12 protein-coding genes are annotated in these 16,670 nt (G+C 67.5%); 6 read left to right on the forward strand and 6 right to left on the reverse strand.

Features of this window, described 5'->3' with window-relative positions; all coding sequences use genetic code 11:
* From GWI72_RS09015 to GWI72_RS09025, 3 genes are all read left to right on the forward strand, one after another.
* Entirely contained in the window at positions 1 to 897 is an 897-nt protein-coding gene (locus GWI72_RS09015; protein ID WP_161674124.1) for a MurR/RpiR family transcriptional regulator, read from the forward strand.
* A gap of 107 nt (positions 898 to 1,004) precedes the next feature.
* Complete coding sequence (locus GWI72_RS09020; RefSeq protein WP_161674126.1) at positions 1,005 to 2,288, forward strand: hemolysin family protein; 1,284 nt, start codon at positions 1,005 to 1,007, stop codon at positions 2,286 to 2,288.
* 102 nt (positions 2,289 to 2,390) lie between these two features.
* Positions 2,391 to 3,854: a methyl-accepting chemotaxis protein gene (locus GWI72_RS09025; RefSeq protein WP_161708428.1), complete on the forward strand. Its 1,464-nt coding sequence runs from the start codon at positions 2,391 to 2,393 to the stop codon at positions 3,852 to 3,854.
* A gap of 300 nt (positions 3,855 to 4,154) precedes the next feature.
* Here the strand turns inward: GWI72_RS09025 and GWI72_RS09030 are convergent, their stop codons facing one another.
* The 6 genes from GWI72_RS09030 to cydD all read right to left on the reverse strand — a co-directional run bounded on the left by GWI72_RS09030 (position 4,155) and on the right by cydD (position 13,012).
* On the reverse strand, positions 4,155 to 5,840 hold the full coding sequence (locus GWI72_RS09030; RefSeq protein ID WP_161708429.1) for a methyl-accepting chemotaxis protein: 1,686 nt from the start codon (positions 5,838 to 5,840) through the stop codon (positions 4,155 to 4,157).
* 503 nt (positions 5,841 to 6,343) lie between these two features.
* Positions 6,344 to 6,454 (reverse strand): cytochrome bd-I oxidase subunit CydX, encoded by a 111-nt coding sequence (gene cydX, locus GWI72_RS09035; RefSeq protein WP_161674132.1) that lies wholly within the window; start codon positions 6,452 to 6,454, stop codon positions 6,344 to 6,346.
* Positions 6,455 to 6,465: 11 nt separating this feature from the next.
* Positions 6,466 to 7,620 carry a cytochrome d ubiquinol oxidase subunit II gene (gene cydB / locus GWI72_RS09040; protein ID WP_161674134.1) on the reverse strand — a complete coding sequence of 385 codons (1,155 nt, stop codon included), beginning with the start codon at positions 7,618 to 7,620 and terminating at the stop codon, positions 6,466 to 6,468.
* Positions 7,621 to 7,624: 4 nt separating this feature from the next.
* Positions 7,625 to 9,205, reverse strand: a complete 1,581-nt coding sequence (locus tag GWI72_RS09045; RefSeq protein ID WP_161708430.1) for a cytochrome ubiquinol oxidase subunit I — start codon at positions 9,203 to 9,205, stop codon at positions 7,625 to 7,627.
* Positions 9,206 to 9,404: 199 nt separating this feature from the next.
* Entirely contained in the window at positions 9,405 to 11,207 is a 1,803-nt protein-coding gene (cydC, locus tag GWI72_RS09050) for a thiol reductant ABC exporter subunit CydC (protein ID WP_161708431.1), read from the reverse strand.
* Complete coding sequence (cydD, locus tag GWI72_RS09055; protein WP_209000077.1) at positions 11,204 to 13,012, reverse strand: thiol reductant ABC exporter subunit CydD; 1,809 nt, start codon at positions 13,010 to 13,012, stop codon at positions 11,204 to 11,206. Before cydD ends, cydC begins: the two co-directional genes overlap by 4 nt.
* Positions 13,013 to 13,446: 434 nt before the next feature.
* Between cydD and GWI72_RS09060 the strand changes: the two genes are divergently transcribed.
* The 3 genes from GWI72_RS09060 (at position 13,447) to GWI72_RS09070 (ending at position 16,423) form a co-directional block, all read left to right on the forward strand.
* On the forward strand, positions 13,447 to 14,733 hold the full coding sequence (locus tag GWI72_RS09060) for a DUF4214 domain-containing protein (protein WP_161708433.1): 1,287 nt from the start codon (positions 13,447 to 13,449) through the stop codon (positions 14,731 to 14,733).
* A 174-nt stretch (positions 14,734 to 14,907) separates the two neighbouring features.
* Positions 14,908 to 15,528 (forward strand): hypothetical protein, encoded by a 621-nt coding sequence (locus GWI72_RS09065; protein ID WP_161708434.1) that lies wholly within the window; start codon positions 14,908 to 14,910, stop codon positions 15,526 to 15,528.
* A 433-nt stretch (positions 15,529 to 15,961) separates the two neighbouring features.
* Complete coding sequence (locus GWI72_RS09070; protein ID WP_161709135.1) at positions 15,962 to 16,423, forward strand: glyoxalase superfamily protein; 462 nt, start codon at positions 15,962 to 15,964, stop codon at positions 16,421 to 16,423.
* Positions 16,424 to 16,670 lie beyond the last annotated feature (247 nt).

Here is a 16,670-nt window from a genome sequence, read left to right on the forward strand (position 1 = left end):
ATGCAGGATCCCGCGTCCACCGACCCCGTCACCCAGGCGCTCGGCGACCTGATCAGCCGCCATGCCGGACGTCTCACCGACGCCGACACCCGCCTGCTCGACGTGCTCGTGCAGGACCCGGTGCGCGCGGCGATGGAAAACGGCAAGGACGTGTCCTTCCGCGCCGGCGTGCATCCGGCCTCGGCCGTGCGCCTCGCCCGCCGTCTGGGCTTCAAGGGCTATCCCGAATTCAAGAGCTTCCTGCAGGCAAGCCTGATCGAGGGGGGCACCGATTTTGAAAGCCCGGCCGCGCGCATGGCCGCCCGCCTCGTGCGGGCGGAGGAAGGCGGACTGCTGGCCTCCCTGATCGACAGCGAGATCGCCGCCCTCAACCTTGTCCGCAGCCACGTGTCCGACCAGGACATCCGCGCCTTCTCCTCGACGCTCGCCGGAGCCCGGCGGGTGCATGTCTTCGGCCGGGGCCACTCGGCAGCCCTGTCGGCGCTGATCGCGCTGCGGCTCAACCGGTCGGGCTACGACACCGTCGATCTGGGCAGCCAGATGCATCAGCTGCCGGAGGCGCTCGAGCGGCTTGCGCCGGGGGACGTGCTGTGGCTTCTCGCCTTCCGCCGCGCCTCGCCGCTGGTCAACGACCTCAGCCGCCTCGCCGGCGCGCGCGGCGTGAGCGTCCTGGCGCTCACCGACCTGCAAGGCATCCGCATCGACCCGGCGCCCCGGCACCAGATCGCCGTGTCGCGCGGGCAGCCGGGCGAGTCCCAGTCGCTGGTGGTGCCCATGACCATCGCCAATGCGGTGATCCTCGATCTTGCCGCCATCGACGACGGGCGCTCGATCCGGGCGCTGAACGGCTTCCGCAGCTTTCGCAGCGCAAGTGGCCTGCCGCCTGCGCTGCTCTAGCCGGCCCGGCGCGGCCGAGGCCGGGGCACGCAACGGGATGACAACGCCCGAGCTTGCCGCTATGACTGGCAGCCAGAGGCACATGCGTGCCAAGGCACCCGGATCCAATGGCTCTCGAACTTCTCATCGTCGTCCTTCTCACGCTCCTGAACGGCCTGCTGGCCATGTCGGAACTGGCCGTCGTCTCCTCCCGTCCCGCGCGGCTCAAGGTCGCCGCCGAGGCCGGCTCCCGGGGGGCAGCCACCGCCCTCAGGCTGCAGGAGGACCCGGGCCGCTTCCTGTCCTCGGTCCAGATCGGGATCACGCTGGTCGGCGTGCTGTCAGGTGCGTTTTCGGGCGCGACCCTCGGCGAGCGCCTGTCGGCCTTCCTGCTGGCCCAGGGCTTCAGCGATGCGGTTGCCGATGGCCTCGGCGTCGGTCTGGTGGTCGTGGCCATCACCTACCTGTCGCTGATCATCGGCGAACTGGTGCCCAAGCAGGTGGCGCTGCGCAACCCGGAAGCTGTGGCTGCGCGGGTCGCCCCGCTGATGCTCCTGATCTCGCGGGTGGCAGCCCCCCTCGTCTTCCTGCTCGACGTGTCGGGCAAGGCGGTCCTCTCCCTGCTCGGCCAGCGCGGCGAGAGCGACGAGAAGGTCACCGAGGAGGAAGTCAAGACGATCATCGCCGAGGCGGAAAGCGCGGGCGTGCTGGAAACGGCCGAGCGCGACATGATCGCCGGCGTCATGCGCTTTGCCGACCGCACGGCCCGCGCCCTGATGACGCCGCGCCGCGAGGTCGAGATCCTTGACCTGTCGGACACGCACGAGGCCCTCAGGGCCCAGATCCGCGACACCAAGCGCACCCGCCTGCCCGTCCAGGACGGGGAGGCAGACGACATCATCGGCGCCGTCCGCGTCCGCGACATCATCGAGGCCTATGCCGAGAATGACACGCCGGACCTGCGGGCGCTGGTCCGTCCGGCCCCGGTCGTCATCGACAGTGCCCGCGCGCTCGACGTGCTCAAGGCGCTGCGCAACGCCACGCTGCACATGGCGCTGGTCTTCGACGAGTACGGCCATTTCGAGGGCGTGGTGTCCTCCGGCGACATCCTGGAAACGATCACCGGCGAGTTCCAGGACGAGTATGCCGAGGACGAGCCGCCCTACGTGCAGCGTGCCGACGGATCGTGGCTGGTGTCCGGCTGGATGCAGGTGGACGAGGCCGCCGACAAGCTCGGCCTGCCGATCGACAAGGATCCGGACTTCGAGACCGTCGCGGGGCTGGTGCTGAGCGAGCTCAACCACCTGCCCGAAGTGGGCGAGGTTTTCGACTACCGCGGCTGGCGCATCGAGGTGGTCGACCTCGACGGCCGCCGCATCGACAAGCTGCTGGTCAGCCGGCTTGCGGCCTGACCGCCGGATCATCCTGACGGATAAGCACTCTTTTAATTCGTGGGCTTTATAAAATCCTGACGCTAGGGAAGGGAAGCACTCCAGGCGCTCGGGAGCCGTCGCATGTTCTTCGGAAAGTCGAAAATTGAACTGAACTTCGAGGCGATCTCGCGATCCATGGCGATCATCGAGTTCAAGCCGGACGGCACCATCCTTCATGCCAACGAGAATTTTCTCCAGGTGATGGGATACCGCCTTGACGAAATCGTCGGCCGCCATCACCGCATCTTCGTCGACCCGGAGGAGGCCGAGATGCCGGCCTACCGCCAGTTCTGGGACAGTCTGGCGCGGGGGCAGTCCTCGTCACATGACTTCCTGCGCTTTCGCAAGACCGGCGAGGCGGTGTGGATCGAGGCCAGCTACAATCCGGTCTTTGCCGCCGACGGCACCGTCAGCAGCGTGATCAAGGTCGCCAGCGACATCACGGCTGCCAAGCTGCGCTACCTCAACGATGCTGCCAAGATCGACGCGATCAACCGCTCCAATGCGGTCATCGAGTTCAAGCCCGACGGCACCATCCTGACGGCGAATGACGTCTTCCTCAAGGCCATGGGCTACACGCTGGCGGAGATCCAGGGCCGGCACCACAGCATCTTCGTGACGCCGCAGGAGCGGGCCTCGCCCGCCTATGCCCGCTTCTGGCAGGAGCTGGCCGCCGGCAGCTTCAGGGCCGGAGAGTTCCAGCGGATCGGCAAGGGCGGTCGCGACGTCCACATCGTGGCGACCTACAACCCGGTGTTCGATCCGAAGGGCAACGTGCTCAAGATCATCAAGATCGCCTCCGACCAGACGGACCAGATCGTCAAGCGGATGGAGGGCGAGCGGCTCAACAGCGAGCTTCTGGTCGTCGCCGAGCAGCTCGACCAGACCACCGATCAGGTCAGCAGCGTCCGGCGGGCCTCCGAGGGGGCCAGCGCCAACGTGCAGATGGTGGCTGCAGCCGCCGAGGAGCTGGTCGCCTCGATTGCCGAGATCAGCCGCCAGGTCAGCCAGGCGAGCATGATCTCGGAAAACGCGGCCACGGAAGCCGAGCAGTCGCGGGCGATCATGGACGGCCTTGCGGTGAACTCGCAGCGGATCGGCGAGGTGCTGGAGCTGATCGAGACGATCGCCAACCAGACCAACCTGCTGGCGCTCAACGCCACCATCGAGGCCGCACGGGCCGGCGAGGCCGGCAAGGGCTTTGCCGTGGTCGCCGCCGAGGTGAAGAACCTTGCCTCGCAGACGGCCAGGGCCACCGAGGACATCGCCGCCCAGATCAGCTCGGTGCAGCTGTCGGCTGACCGGGCCGGCGCAGCCATCCAGTCGATCCTCGCCACGATCCAGAACATCCGCTCGATCTCCTCGACCATCGCGGCCGCCGTCGAGGAACAGTCGGCGGTGACGCAGGACATCTCGGGCAACATGCACTCCGCCTCGAGCGCCGTCGCCGGGATCACGGATGCGATCGGCGGCATCGCGACAACGGCCCACCAGGTTGCCGCAGCCACGCAGCAGATCCGCAAGCGGGCCTCGGCCCTCATCTGACAGGGCCCGGGCGGCGCCCGTGACCGTCACGGACACGGGCGTCCGCTTTCCTCCGGCGGGGGCCTGCCGATGCGGCATCCCCCTCCCCTGTCCACACGGTCCGGCCGTCTGCCCGCCCGATCCCCATTACCACGGCCTCAGACACCAAAGGCCGCAGGCTCCCTCCGGAGCCTGCGGCCTTTCTTGATCTCTGCGGGCGTGGGGGCGGTCACAGTCCTGCCTCCGGGAGCGGTGGCCAGGAGGGCCAGCCGGCCGGTGTCCCGGAGGAGCCTGTCAGAGGGTTCTGTCAGATGATGTCTGTCAGGCGGCCCGGAGCGAGCCCAGGAAGCCCTCGACCTCCCGCTTCAGCAGGCTGGCCTGGTCCGACAGGTTGGCCGACAGCGACTTGAGCTGGCCGGACGCGTCGCCGGTCATTTCGGCAGCCCGGCCGACGCCGAAGATGTTCTCCGTCACCTGATGGGTGCCTTCCGAGGCGCGGGCCGTGTTGCCGGCGATCTCGGAGGTGGCTGCCCCCTGCTGCTCGACGGCGGCTGCCACATGGCCGGAGATGTCGCGGATGTCGGAAATGGTGCCGACGATCTTGCCGATCGAGTCCACCGACCGCTGGGTGGCGGTCTGGATGTCGAGCACCTTGCGGCCGATGTCCTCGGTGGCGCGGGTGGTCTGGGTGGCGAGCTGCTTCACCTCCTGGGCCACGACGGCAAAGCCCTTGCCGGCCTCTCCGGCGCGCGCGGCCTCGATGGTGGCGTTGAGGGCCAGCAGGTTGGTCTGCGAGGCGATGTCGTTGATCAGGTTGACCACATCGCCGATCTGCTGGGCGGCGGTGGAAAGCGCGTTGATCTCTGCCTGGGTCTGGGCGGCGGCGGTGGAGGCATCGGAGGCGACGTGGGCCGCGCGGGTGACCTGGGTGTTGATCTCGCGCACGGAGGCCGTCATTTCCTCCGTTGCGGCGGCCACCGTCTGCACGTTGGTGGCGGCCTCCTCGGCGGCACCGGCGACGACCTGGGCCTGGCGCGAGGTCTCCTCGGCCGTTTCCGAGAGCTGTCGGGCGGCCTGGTCCATTTCGCGGGCCGACTGCACGAAGGCCGTCGACAGGGCGCCCATGGTGCGCTCGAACCGGTCGGCAATCTGCCGGCGTTCCTCGGCAAGCTTGGCCGCTGCGGCCCGCTCGGTTTCCTCGGCCGCGAGACGCAGTCGCCGGGCTTCCACGAGGCCAAGACGGAAGGTCTCGGCGGTCCGCGCCATGCTGCCGACCTCGTCGCCACGGTCCTGACCGTCCACGGGCTCATCGAGGTCACCGCGCGCCATGCCGGCCATCGACTGGTTGAGCCGCGCGATCGGCGCGACAATGCCGGCCCGGACCAGCCAGAGCGCAAGGGTGGCGAGCACCAGCGTCGAGGCAAGAACACTCCAGAGCGTCCAGTTGGCCGTTGTTTCCGCACTGGCCTTCAGCCGGTTGGTCAGCGCCGTGTTTTCGGCGACAATACCGTCCACGAAGGTGCCGATGTCGGTCATGACGTCGAGGAGCTGGGGGCCGCAGGACTGGTTGAAGGTGCCGTAGCCCGTGGCCTGGTCGCCGCTGCGCGCCGCGGCGATGGTCTGCGCGCACCCCTGGCTCATGACGGCGTCATAGGCCGCCTTGATCGGCTGGATCTGTGCCGCACGGTCCGGCATGGCTGCCAGGGCTCGGCTGATCTCGGCCTCGAAGCGCTGCCGGCCGGTCTCGATGTCGGCGACAGCAGCGCCGAAGTCACGCTCGTCGGTCGCCAGAATCGCCTTCAGCACGGACCGGGAGGTCCAGGCCGCATGCCGGCCGGAGCGGGCCATTGCCACCGTTCCGACCGCAGGCCCCGTCAGGGCCTCATGATACTCGCCCGCTGTCTGCAGGATCTCCTTGTCGAGGATGAATGCGCTGGACACGGACAGCAAGGCCATCGCCCCCACGAGAGAGATCACCTTGGCCTGGATGGACACCTTGTTGAACATTCGGAACTCGTTACTCGCAATCCGGGCTGGAGGGCAGCCCTACGCAGTTACCCTTAGGTGATATGATTGCTTCATCGAATGAAAAAATGATTAAGTGCAAATGTATTCAGCAAGTGAAATCAATTGTTTAGCCTGTTTCAATTGCTCTAGGCAGTTTTGACAGGGGCAAATATTTCAGAGATCTTCACCCCGCCGGACCGATGCTGCACCGCGGTCGCGGGGGATCCTGCTGGCCCGTCAGAACCTTGGGCTGTCAGGGAGCTGGCTGGGAGCTGGCTGGGAGCTGATAAGCAGCTGTCAGGGAGCCGGGCCGCGCCAGTCTGCCGCGTCCGCAGGGGCGGCAAGGCGCCAGGATCCCGGAGAACCGGGGCCGGGGGGAACCGGGGACGGGGAGAACCGGGGACGGGGGGGGGAACCGGGCTCGGGGGACTCGGCCCGGGGAACTCGGCCCGGGGCGAACTGGCGTCGGACAGGAGCCGACGCCAGCTTGTGCGGGCCGTTGCTCAGCGGCGGTCAGGTCGTGCGTCGTCCTCGCGCATTTCCAGCCACATGGCGTTCAGGATGGCGAGGCAGCAGGCCAGCGGCATGCCGAGGATCCAGGCGAAGTACCACATGTCAGGTCTCCTCAGTAATGCGTGCCATCGCGGGTCACGCTTTCCACGCTGACCTTGCCCCAGAGCACCCGGTAGACGAAGGCGGTGTAGGCCAGGATCATCGGCAGGAAGATCGCCGTCACCACCAGCATGTTGAACAGGGTGGCGTGACTGGAGGACGAATCCCACACGGTCAGGCTGGCGCCCGGCTGGATCGAGCTGGGCAGGATGAAGGGAAACATCGAGACGCCGACCGTCGAGATGATGCCGACGACCGACAGCTTCGAGGCCAGGAAGGTCAGGGCCTCGCGCCGGGTGTTGAGGCCGATCAGGGCGCCCAGCGCACCGATGAAGCCGAGGGCGGGGAACACGACCAGCCAGGGGTGGATGCTGTAGTTGACCAGCCAGGCGCCCGCCTCGCGGACGGCGGTCTTGGCGAGCGGGTTCGCCTGCATCTCCGGATCGAGGGCCGTGGTGATCCGGTATCCCTCGACAAGGCCCGATGACAGCGCCAGTCCGCCGAGCGCGAACAGGACAATGACGGCGACAGCCGCGAGGCTGCCGGCGCGGCGGCCCCGGCGGGCCACCTCCCCCTCGGTGCGCAGGCCGAGCCAGGCCCCGCCATGCATCACCAGCATGGCGACGGAGAGGACGCCGCACAGCAGGGCAAAGGGCGTGAACAGGCCGAAGAAGGAGCCCTCGTAGGTGATCCGCAGGTCCCGTTCGAGCGTGAAGGGCACACCCGTCAGCGTGTTGCCGACCGCGACGCCGAACACCAGGGCCGGCACGAAGGATCCGGTGAACAGGGCCCAGTCCCAGCGCGCGCGCCAGACCGGATCCGGCTTCTTGTCCCGGTACTTGAAGGCGACCGGGCGCAGGATCAGCGCCGACAGCGCGACGAACATCGCCAGATAGAAGCCGGAGAAGCTCACCGCGTAGAGCGGCGGCCAGGCGGCGAAGATGGCCCCGCCGCCGAGGATCAGCCAGACCTGGTTGCCTTCCCAGGTCGGGGCAACGGAGGCGATGGCGACGCGGCGCTCCGCATCGGTTTCGGCCACCACGGGCAGCAGCGCGCCGACGCCCATGTCGAAGCCGTCGGTGACGGCAAAGCCGATGAGCAGCACGCCGAGCAGCGCCCACCAGATCAGCTTGAGCACGGAATAGTCGATGAGTTCGTGCAGGATCATGAGCTTACTCCGCGGCGATGGCGACCGGGCGCCGGGCAAGTCCGGGCTCGGGCTGGGGCAGGTCTTCCGGGCCCTTGGCAATGGCCTTGAGCATCAGCTTCACCTCGATCACGAGCAGGACGCTGTAGAGCGCAATGAAGCCGGCCATGGTCATGAGCACCTCGGCGACGCTCAGGCTGGAGGCGGCGGCCGAGGTCGGCAGCAGGCTCTCGATGATCCAGGGCTGGCGGCCGTATTCGGCGACGAACCAGCCCATCTCGCAGGCGATCCACGGCAGCGGGATCGACCAGACGGCCACATGCAGCAGCCAGCGGTGCTTCTGCCGCACCTCCTCCAGCCGCCCGGCGGAGGTCAGGTAGAAGAACACCGCCGTCAGCACGATGAAGAAGAGGCCGCAGGCCACCATGATGCGGAAGGCGTAGAACATCGGCCAGACATTGGGCACCGTCGACCAGGCGGCCTCGTCGATCTGCGCCTCGGTCGCCTCGGTCGGGCGGTCGGTGTAGGGCATGAGCAGGTAGCCATAGCCGAGGTCGGCCGCGTGGGCCTTGAACAGGGCGCGCAGCTCCGGCGTGTCGGTGCCGCCGCGGATGTCCTGCAGCGCCTGCCAGGCGATGGCGCCGGAGCGGATGCGCTCCTTGGACTGCTCCACCAGATCCTTGATGCCCGGGATCACCGTATCGAGCGAGCGGGTGGCGATCAGCCCCATGACATAGGGCACCTCGATGGCGAAGAGGTTCTCGCGCTTCGCCTGATCGGGAATGGCGATCACGTTGAAGGCGGCCGGGGCCGGTTCGGTCTCCCACATCCCTTCGATGGTGGCGAGCTTCATCTTCTGGTTCAGGTTCGCCTCGTAGCCGCTTTCGTCACCAAGGACGACAACCGACAGCGCCGAGGCAAAGCCGAAGGCGGCAGCCACGGCCATGGAGCGGCGGGCGATGTCGAGATGGCGGCCTTTCAGCATGTACCAGGCCGAGATCCCGAGCACGAACAGCGAGGCCGTGACATAGCCGGCCGAGACCGTGTGCACGAACTTCGCCTGCGCAACCGGGTTGAAGAGCACGTCGAAGAAGCTCGTCACTTCCATCCGCATCGTGTCGATGTTGAACGCGGCGCCGACCGGATGCTGCATCCAGCCGTTGGCGATCAGGATCCACAGGGCGGAGAAGTTGGTGCCCATCGCCATCGCCCAGGTCGCCGCCAGATGGCCGCGCCGGCTCATCCGGTCCCAGCCGAAGAAGAACAGGCCGACGAAGGTCGCCTCGAGGAAGAAGGCCATCAGCCCCTCGATGGCCAGCGGCGCGCCGAATACATCGCCGACATACTGGCTGAAATAGCTCCAGTTCATGCCGAACTGGAATTCCATCGTCAGGCCGGTGGAGACGCCGAGCACGAAGTTGATGCCGAACAGCGTGCCCCAGAACTTGACCATGCGCTTCCAGACCTCACGGCCGGTCATCACATAGACCGTTTCCATGATCGCCAGCAGCACCGACAGGCCAAGTGTCAGGGGCACGAAGAGAAAATGATAGAGAGCGGTCATCGCGAACTGCAGTCGCGACAGATCCACCACATTGAGTTCCATGGCAACCTCCTGCCGTGAGAGCGGGCTGGGGTCTGGCCATCCGGTCGCCGGACTGATCCGGTCAACCCTGCCTCGCCCCATGCCATCCGCCGGCGCCCTCAGCGGATGAGAGAAGCTTATGATGAAAACATGAAGGTTTGAATTTTACCATGGATTGTTCATGTGCGGCGCATGCCCGCGCGACGCGAGCGCGCAGGCGTCATGCTGTCGCGGCAATCCGCCCGCCCTCAAGGCGCAGGATCCGGTCGGCCAAGGCCAGCTCCCGGCGGCGGTGCGAGATCAGGAGGAGGCTCGCCCCCTGGCTGCGGAAGGCGCCGAGGCTGGCCAGCACGCCGGCGGCGGTTGCCTCGTCCAGTCCCTCCGTCACCTCGTCAAGGAGCACGATCTCGGGCCGCGTCAGCAGCGCGCGGGCAAGCGTCAGCCGGCGCGCCTCGCCGCCCGACAGGCCGGCCCCGCCCTCGCCCAGCATGGCGCTAAGCCCGTCCGGCCGGGCGGCAACCGTATCAGCGAGCCCCACCTGATCCAGCGCCGCCCACAGCGCCTCGGGGCTGGCCTGCGGTGCTGCAAGCCGCAGGTTCTCCGCGATCGTGTCGTTGAACAGCACCGGCTTCTGGCTGATCACCGCCAGCCGGCGGCGCAGCTCCGCCTCGGGGATCGTCGACAGCGGCCGGTCCCCCAGCCGGATCAGGCCGTCGTCCGGCCGCGTCAGCCGGGCCGCCAGCGCCAGCACCGTCGACTTGCCGCAGCCGCTCGGGCCGACGAGGCAGACCGTCTCGCCCGGCGCGAGCGACAGGTCGAAGTCCTCCAGCACCGGCCGGGCCGCGCCGGGATAGGTGAACCGCACCGCCTCGAAGCACAGCGCCGGCTGGATCCCGGTGCCGGCGTCCGCCGGCGGGGTCATTGTGCCGGCCGCCGCCGGCTGGGTCATTGTGCCGGCGTCCGCCGGCGGGAGGGTCGTGCCCGCAACGGGTCCGTCCTGCGGCCCCCTCGCCGGCGCGCTACGGCGCTCCGCCTGGGCCGCGTCTCCGGCCTCTGCCAGCGGCAGCACTCGGGCGGCCGCGCGTTCGGTCCGCGTCAGGCCGGCAAGACCCGGCACCAGGCTCGACAGCGCCTCCGTCAGGCCGAGGCCGGTGAGCAGCAGGCCGACGACCAGGGCGGCCGACAGGCTGGCCTCCCCGCCTGCGACCGGCGCGGCGGCCGGCACGAGCACGATCAGGCCGGCTGCCAGGATCAGCTGGCCGGAGATGGTGACCAGGCCCTCGGCGAGGCTTGCCGCCCGTTCCAGCGGGTCTTCCGCCCGGGCGCGCCGCGCGCCGGCGTCCAGGATGGCGTCGGTTGCGGCGGGCAGTCCGCCGTAGATGGCGAGGTCGCGTCGACCGGCCACGAAGTCGGCGCTGCGCAGGCGCATGGCCTCCTCGGCCGCTTCCATCCGCCGGGCTGCGGTCGCGAGCTGGCGGCGGGCCACGATCCGGGCCGCCAGCGTCAGCAGCACGACCCCGACGGCCAGCGGCACCAGGGCAGCCGGCGCCAGCAGCACGGCCAGCACCGCGCCCCCCGCCAGCACGACGGAGACGACCGACAGCGGCACCACGAAGCGCAGGTAGGCCCGGTCGAGCTGGTCGATGTCGAGCGTCAGTCGCGCCAGCCGGAGGCCGCTGCGGCTTTCGCCCGCCGAGGCCGGCCGGCGGCTGGCGAAGCCCGCGAACACCGCCCCGCGCAGCCGGGCGAGAAAGCGGAACGTTGCGTCATGCGTCATCAGCCGCTCGCCGTACCGCCCGGCCGTGCGGCCGATGGCCAGCGCCCGGATCAGCGCGCTCGGCGTGAAATAGTTGACCGCAAGGCCGGCCGCCCCCGCCACCGCACAGGCGGTGATGAACCAGCCGGCCAGCCCGAGCAGCAGGAGGCCGCAGAGCGCGGGCACCAGTGCCAGGGCGACGCCGATGAGGAAGGGGCCGCGCTGGTCGGCAAACTGACGCCGGATCAGGCTCCTGAGCGGGCTCATTCGGCCACCTCCTGCACCCGCTGACCGATGTCGAGCCGCAGCCCCGGTAGCGCCAGCACCCGTGGATCATGGCTGGCGATCACCGTGCTCACGCCCTGCGACAGCCGGTCGAGGCCGGCGATCACCACGCCGGCGGTGTCGTCGTCGAGCCCGGCGGTCGGTTCGTCGGCGATCAGCATCAGCGCGTCGCGACGCAGCGCCGCACGCGCCAGCGCGATGCGCCGGGCCTCGCCCACCGACAGGCCGAAACCGTCCTCGCCAAGCCGCGTGCCTAGGCCCCTTGGCATCTGCTCGACCAGGTCACGCGCCCCGGCGAGATCCAGCGCCGCCCACATCTCCGCCTCGGTCGCCTCCGGCCGGGCCCGGCGCAGGTTGGCCGTCACGGTGCCGAAGAACAGGCGCGGCTCCTGCGACAGGAAGGCGAGCCGGGCGCGCCAGGCGTCGAGGTCGAGGGCTGCGAGATCCAGGCCATCGAGCAGGATGCGGCCGCCGTCGATGCGGCGGAGGCCGGTCAGCGCGTCGATCAGCGTCGACTTGCCCGCCCCGCTCGGGCCGGCGACGATCAGGCGTCCGCCGGCGGGCAGGCGCAGCGACAGCCGGTCGATCACCGGCCGGCCGCCGGGGGCCAGTGTCAGCGCGTCGAGGATCACCTCGGGCGAGCGCGCCGGCGGCGGCGCAAGCGCGAGGCCTGCCCCCCTCGCCGAAGCGGTGGCCGAAACGGTTGCCGAAACGGGCGTCGCGGCCATCGGCGCGGGGTCGGCCAGGGGCAGGGTGACCAGGATGCGGGCGGCCGCCTCCGCGCCGGCCTTGTCGTGATAGGCCGCGGCAAAGGCCCGGAGCGGCGCGAAGAACTCCGGCGCCAGCAGCAGCACGAACAGCCCGGTGAACAGGTCCATCGGCGCGCCCCAGGTGCCGGCCGACACCTGTCCCAGCAGCGAGAAGCCCACATAGACCGCAACCAGCGCCAGGCCGAGCGCACTGAACAGCTCCAGCACCGTGGAGGACAGGAAGGCCACCTTCAGCACCTTCATGGTGGCGAGGCGGAACCGTTCGCCGGCATGAGCCACGGCAGCGTCCGTTCGCTCCAGCGCGCCGGCCAGACGCAGCGTGTCGAGCCCGCGCAGGCGGTCGAGCAGGAAGGCGCCCATGCGGGCCAGTTCGCCATGCTGGCTGTCGGAGGCGGCCCGCGCCTTGAGCCCGATCAGCGCCATGAACAGCGGGATCATCGGCCCGGCCGCGAGCAGGATCAGCGCGGAGAGCCAGTTGACGGCAAAGGCCGTCACGAGGATTGCCAGCGGCACCAGCGACAGGCGCGGGCGCAGCGGCAGGAAGCGGCGGACATAGGGGCCGGCGGCCTCGATCTGGTCGGTGACGGCAGCCGCAACCGCGCCTGCGCCGGGGAGCGTGGCGGAAGGTCCTGCCTCCGCCAGGCCGCCGAGCAGCCGGGCCCGCAGCCGGGCCTTGACCCGCTCGGCCGCCGCCTGCGCCGTGCGGCCGGCCAGCAGGCCGAGCTGCAGACGGACCAGCGCCAGAAGACCGATCAGCAGGCCGGCGACACCCGGATGGGCCAGAGTGGCCATCACCGGGCCGCCGGCGACGCCGGGCTCTACCATGTCGGCAACGCTCAGGGCCAGCAGGAAGGCCTGCGGGATCCAGATCAGGTCTGCCAGCGCGGCAATGCGCCCGGAGCGCCCGATCGCCGTGCGGTCGTCGGCAACGGCAGCAGCCAGAAGGCGTGATGCAGCCTTGGCCGGCGTGTCTTCCCCCGCGCCTGCTGCCTGCGTCTTCGCCTGGTCCGCGTCCACTGTCTGCCCGCCGTCCTTGTGCAAGGCGGCCGGTTCCCCGGTCCGCCGCTGAGCCACCTCTTCCTTCCGGTTACATGCGCAGGGCGCCGCTGACAATGACGAATGCATCTGCCGATTGTCGCATCACCTCCCGCCAGAGCTCTTGCCAGAGCTCTTGCCAGAGCTCATCCCGGAGCTCATCCCGGAGCTGATGCCAGCGCGCCAGCCAGATTGCCGCAAGCTCACTTCAAGCTCACATCAAACTCTCTGGGGACCGGGCGCGGGCCGGCCACTGCCCCGGGCAGGCCCTTGGCCGCCGGGGCTTGTCCGCCCGCGCAGGCTGCAGCGGCAGGATCCTGCGGGATTTGACAGGGGCGCGCGCGCCTTGTACCTCCTGTGGGGTCGGGGCATCGACACTTTGCGGGTAGGGACCATCCGCTCAGGGTTTAAAACCAATGCCCACCGTTTATTTTTCGGATTCGAATTCCGTCCTCTGGCGCCACGAATCCGGTGCCACCGCGCCCGTGCGCATCGGCAAGATGTCCTCGGCCATGACCGACCTGGCGGTCGCCCCGGACGGCACGCTCTATGGTATCGACATCTTCGCGCTCTACCGGATCAGCACGTCCGATGCCACGACCACCCGGATCGCCCTGCACAATGTGCCTTCGGCCAATGCGCTGGTGATCGACCCGCTGGGTGTGGCCTATGCCGCCTCCAGCGTCATGGAGATCCTGTACCAGACCAATCTGGAAACCGGCGCGCGCACGCTCATCGGCAAGATTGGCAAGAACGCGGCCGGTGACCTTGCCTTCCACAAGGGCGAGCTGCTGATGGCGGCCGACACCGATGACATCTATGTCATCAACCCGGCCACCGGGGCTGCCACGCTGAAGCTGCGCACCACCATCGACGACATCTGGGGCATGGACAGCGACGGCGAGACGCTGTTCGCCTATGCCGGCAATGACGTCTATGCGCTGAAGTCCGGCGCAACCGCCTTCGAGAAGATCGCCGATTTCGAGGTGAATGGCGTCGGCAAGATCACCGGCGCGGCCAGCACCGGCTACGGCAACAATGGTGCGGTACAGCGCGGCTCGAACGGGGCCGAGGCCTTCGTCGGGACGGCCAGGGACGACTACCAGTTCGGCCTCGGCGGCAATGATGACCTCAATGGAGCCGGCGGCAATGACATGCTCAACGGCGGCAGCGGCTTCGACAAGGCGATCTATGCCAGCAACCGGGCTGATGTCGTCGTCGACAACAAGGGCAGCGGCAAGTTCACCGTCTCGACCAGGATCGAAGGCCTCGACACCCTGCAGGACATCGAGCGGATCACGCTCAACGACGGCACCCTCGCCCTCGATCTCGATGGCGCCGCCGGGCAGACCTACCGGCTCTACCAGGCCGCCTTCAAGCGCACGCCGGACCAGGTCGGGCTTGCCCACAACGTCAAGCTGATGGACCAGGGCCTGTCGATCTTCGACATGGCAAATGCCTTCATCGCCAGCCAGGAGTTCCGCAACACCTATGGCGAGAGTGTCAGCAACACCCAGTTCATCAGCCTTCTGTACCAGAACGTCCTGAACCGCGCCCCGGATGCCGCCGGTCTCTCCGGCTGGCTCTCCCGCATGGACAGCGGCACCACCCGCAAGGAAGTCCTCTTCGGCTTCTCCGAGAGCGGCGAGAACAAGGCCCTCGTCGGCCAGGCCATCGAAGACGGCATCTGGCTCGGCGCCTGAGGAACCCAAGCGGCGGCCTCCCAGCCCCTTCCCCCGCATAGCCTCTCAGCCCCCCTCCCACTCGTGGGGAGGGGTTTGGGGTTGGGGGGCGACGCTCGTTGACCTGCCTCGCGGCAGCCGTATCCTATTGGATATGAGTCCGAAGCCTAGTGTCGCGTCGTCGAGGTATGTGTGATGGATATTATTGGTAGCGTTAAGCGTGGCCTAGGAAATGCATGGCGCAGGGATTACGAAGAAACAAAACTAGGATGGGTTTGCATTCGGAACGAGAATATACACCTGGGACCCAAGTACCTGGTAGCTGTCAATTTTCCACTCCAAGAGCCCAATTTTGAATACATATACAAGTACTCTTGGCGGTCAAATCGTGACCTAGTCTGTAAAATATACTCATCAATAAATGGTTTTAATGTGTTTGGCGGCAGATTCTATGTGCCCGGTGTGAGATCTGGACTAACACCTGAGAGCCTGCTCGACTATTTCAACATACCGATCGACATCAGTGTGCCGTCTGGTCATGAATTCCCAATCTATGCGCCGACAGCAGGTCTCGTGCTAGGTTTGAGCTGGAGGTCGCATGAGGGTAAGGACCGAATATTTCATGACATTTTAGATGAAGACGGTAAAATTGTTTCTGGATTTTTTGATTGTTCAAAGGAAATATTTGAAGTCAATTATGATTTCAATGAGTGGATTTTCCAGCGCATGAATCAAGCATGTGATCAGTTTCTTTCCGATGCGCAAGACGAAGGGTGTCTTGATAAGTTTTCATTCCTTCTTGACGCGCGTAGCTGAGAGATAGCAAATTTCACCAACATCGCGTGCTTTATTAAGTGAATAATTACGTTGATGAATGGGTCGGGCCCATGCATTAACTACACAGGGCGAGTGTTCTGTATGTAAAAAGACGGTATTCACCTGACAACGCCGCGTTTTGAAGTGCGTTCAGGCGGCTCGGGTTTGTGGTTGCATTGAATCCTGTTTGGGTTCGTGTGTCAGCGTCTCTCCAACTGCGTCACCGATAGAACTCCGAACCACCCGCCCTTGACATCCCCCGGCGCGCAGCCCACATCTGCGTCCGGTTCGAGGCGCCGGCCGCTCGCAGGGGAAACCCGTGGTGAAGTCCTCGTGACAGCATAGGCCTGACCAGCGCATGCGCACATGGCAACGCGAGCACCCGTGGCTTTCACGCATGCTGATGCTGATGAAGGCAATCAAGATGACTGACATGACAGGCCCGGGACCCACCGGGGACTACAAGGCCCAGGCAAAGCGGTTGCGCAACGCCATGGCCAGCCAGGGCACGCCCATTTCCCATTCGCGCGCCCTCGAACTCATCGCCGAAGCTCATGGCGCGCGCGACTGGAACACGCTTGCCGCAAGGACCCCGGCCCTGCCGCACTCCGCACCGCGGCCGGCGACCCATCGCGCCTTCCTGCAGGTGGGGGCGAGGGTCGGCGGGCACTATCTCGGCCAGCCCTTTACCGGTGAGGTCCTTGCCGTTTCGAGCCTCGGCAATTCGGGACGCTACAAGCTGGAGATCCGTTTCGACGAACCGGTCGACGTGGTCACCTTCGACAGCTTCTCCGCCTTCCGCCGCCGCATCCGGGCAACAGTGGACGGCACCGGCACCTCGCCCCAGCGCACCTCGAACGGCCAGCCGCATCTGGTGATCGGGACGGCGGACTGATCGGCCAGCCCTCAAGGCTGTCATCCCGGCCCAGCGGAGCGTCAGCGACGCGCCGAGCCGGGATCCGGACATCAGCCGCGCGAAGCGCGACACACCTGTCGGTCCCAAGTCGTATCGAGTTGACTTGGTTTTGGGCTCGCTTGCGCTCGCACAGACATGCTGGATCCCGGGTCAGGCCCGGGACAGGCCCCGGATCTGCGGTTCGCTGACGCGCGCCTTGTCCGGAAGGACGCCAAGTGCAGAGCGG

The organism is Pannonibacter sp. XCT-53 (assembly GCF_009915765.1).
Classification (GTDB): domain Bacteria; phylum Pseudomonadota; class Alphaproteobacteria; order Rhizobiales; family Stappiaceae; genus Pannonibacter; species Pannonibacter tanglangensis.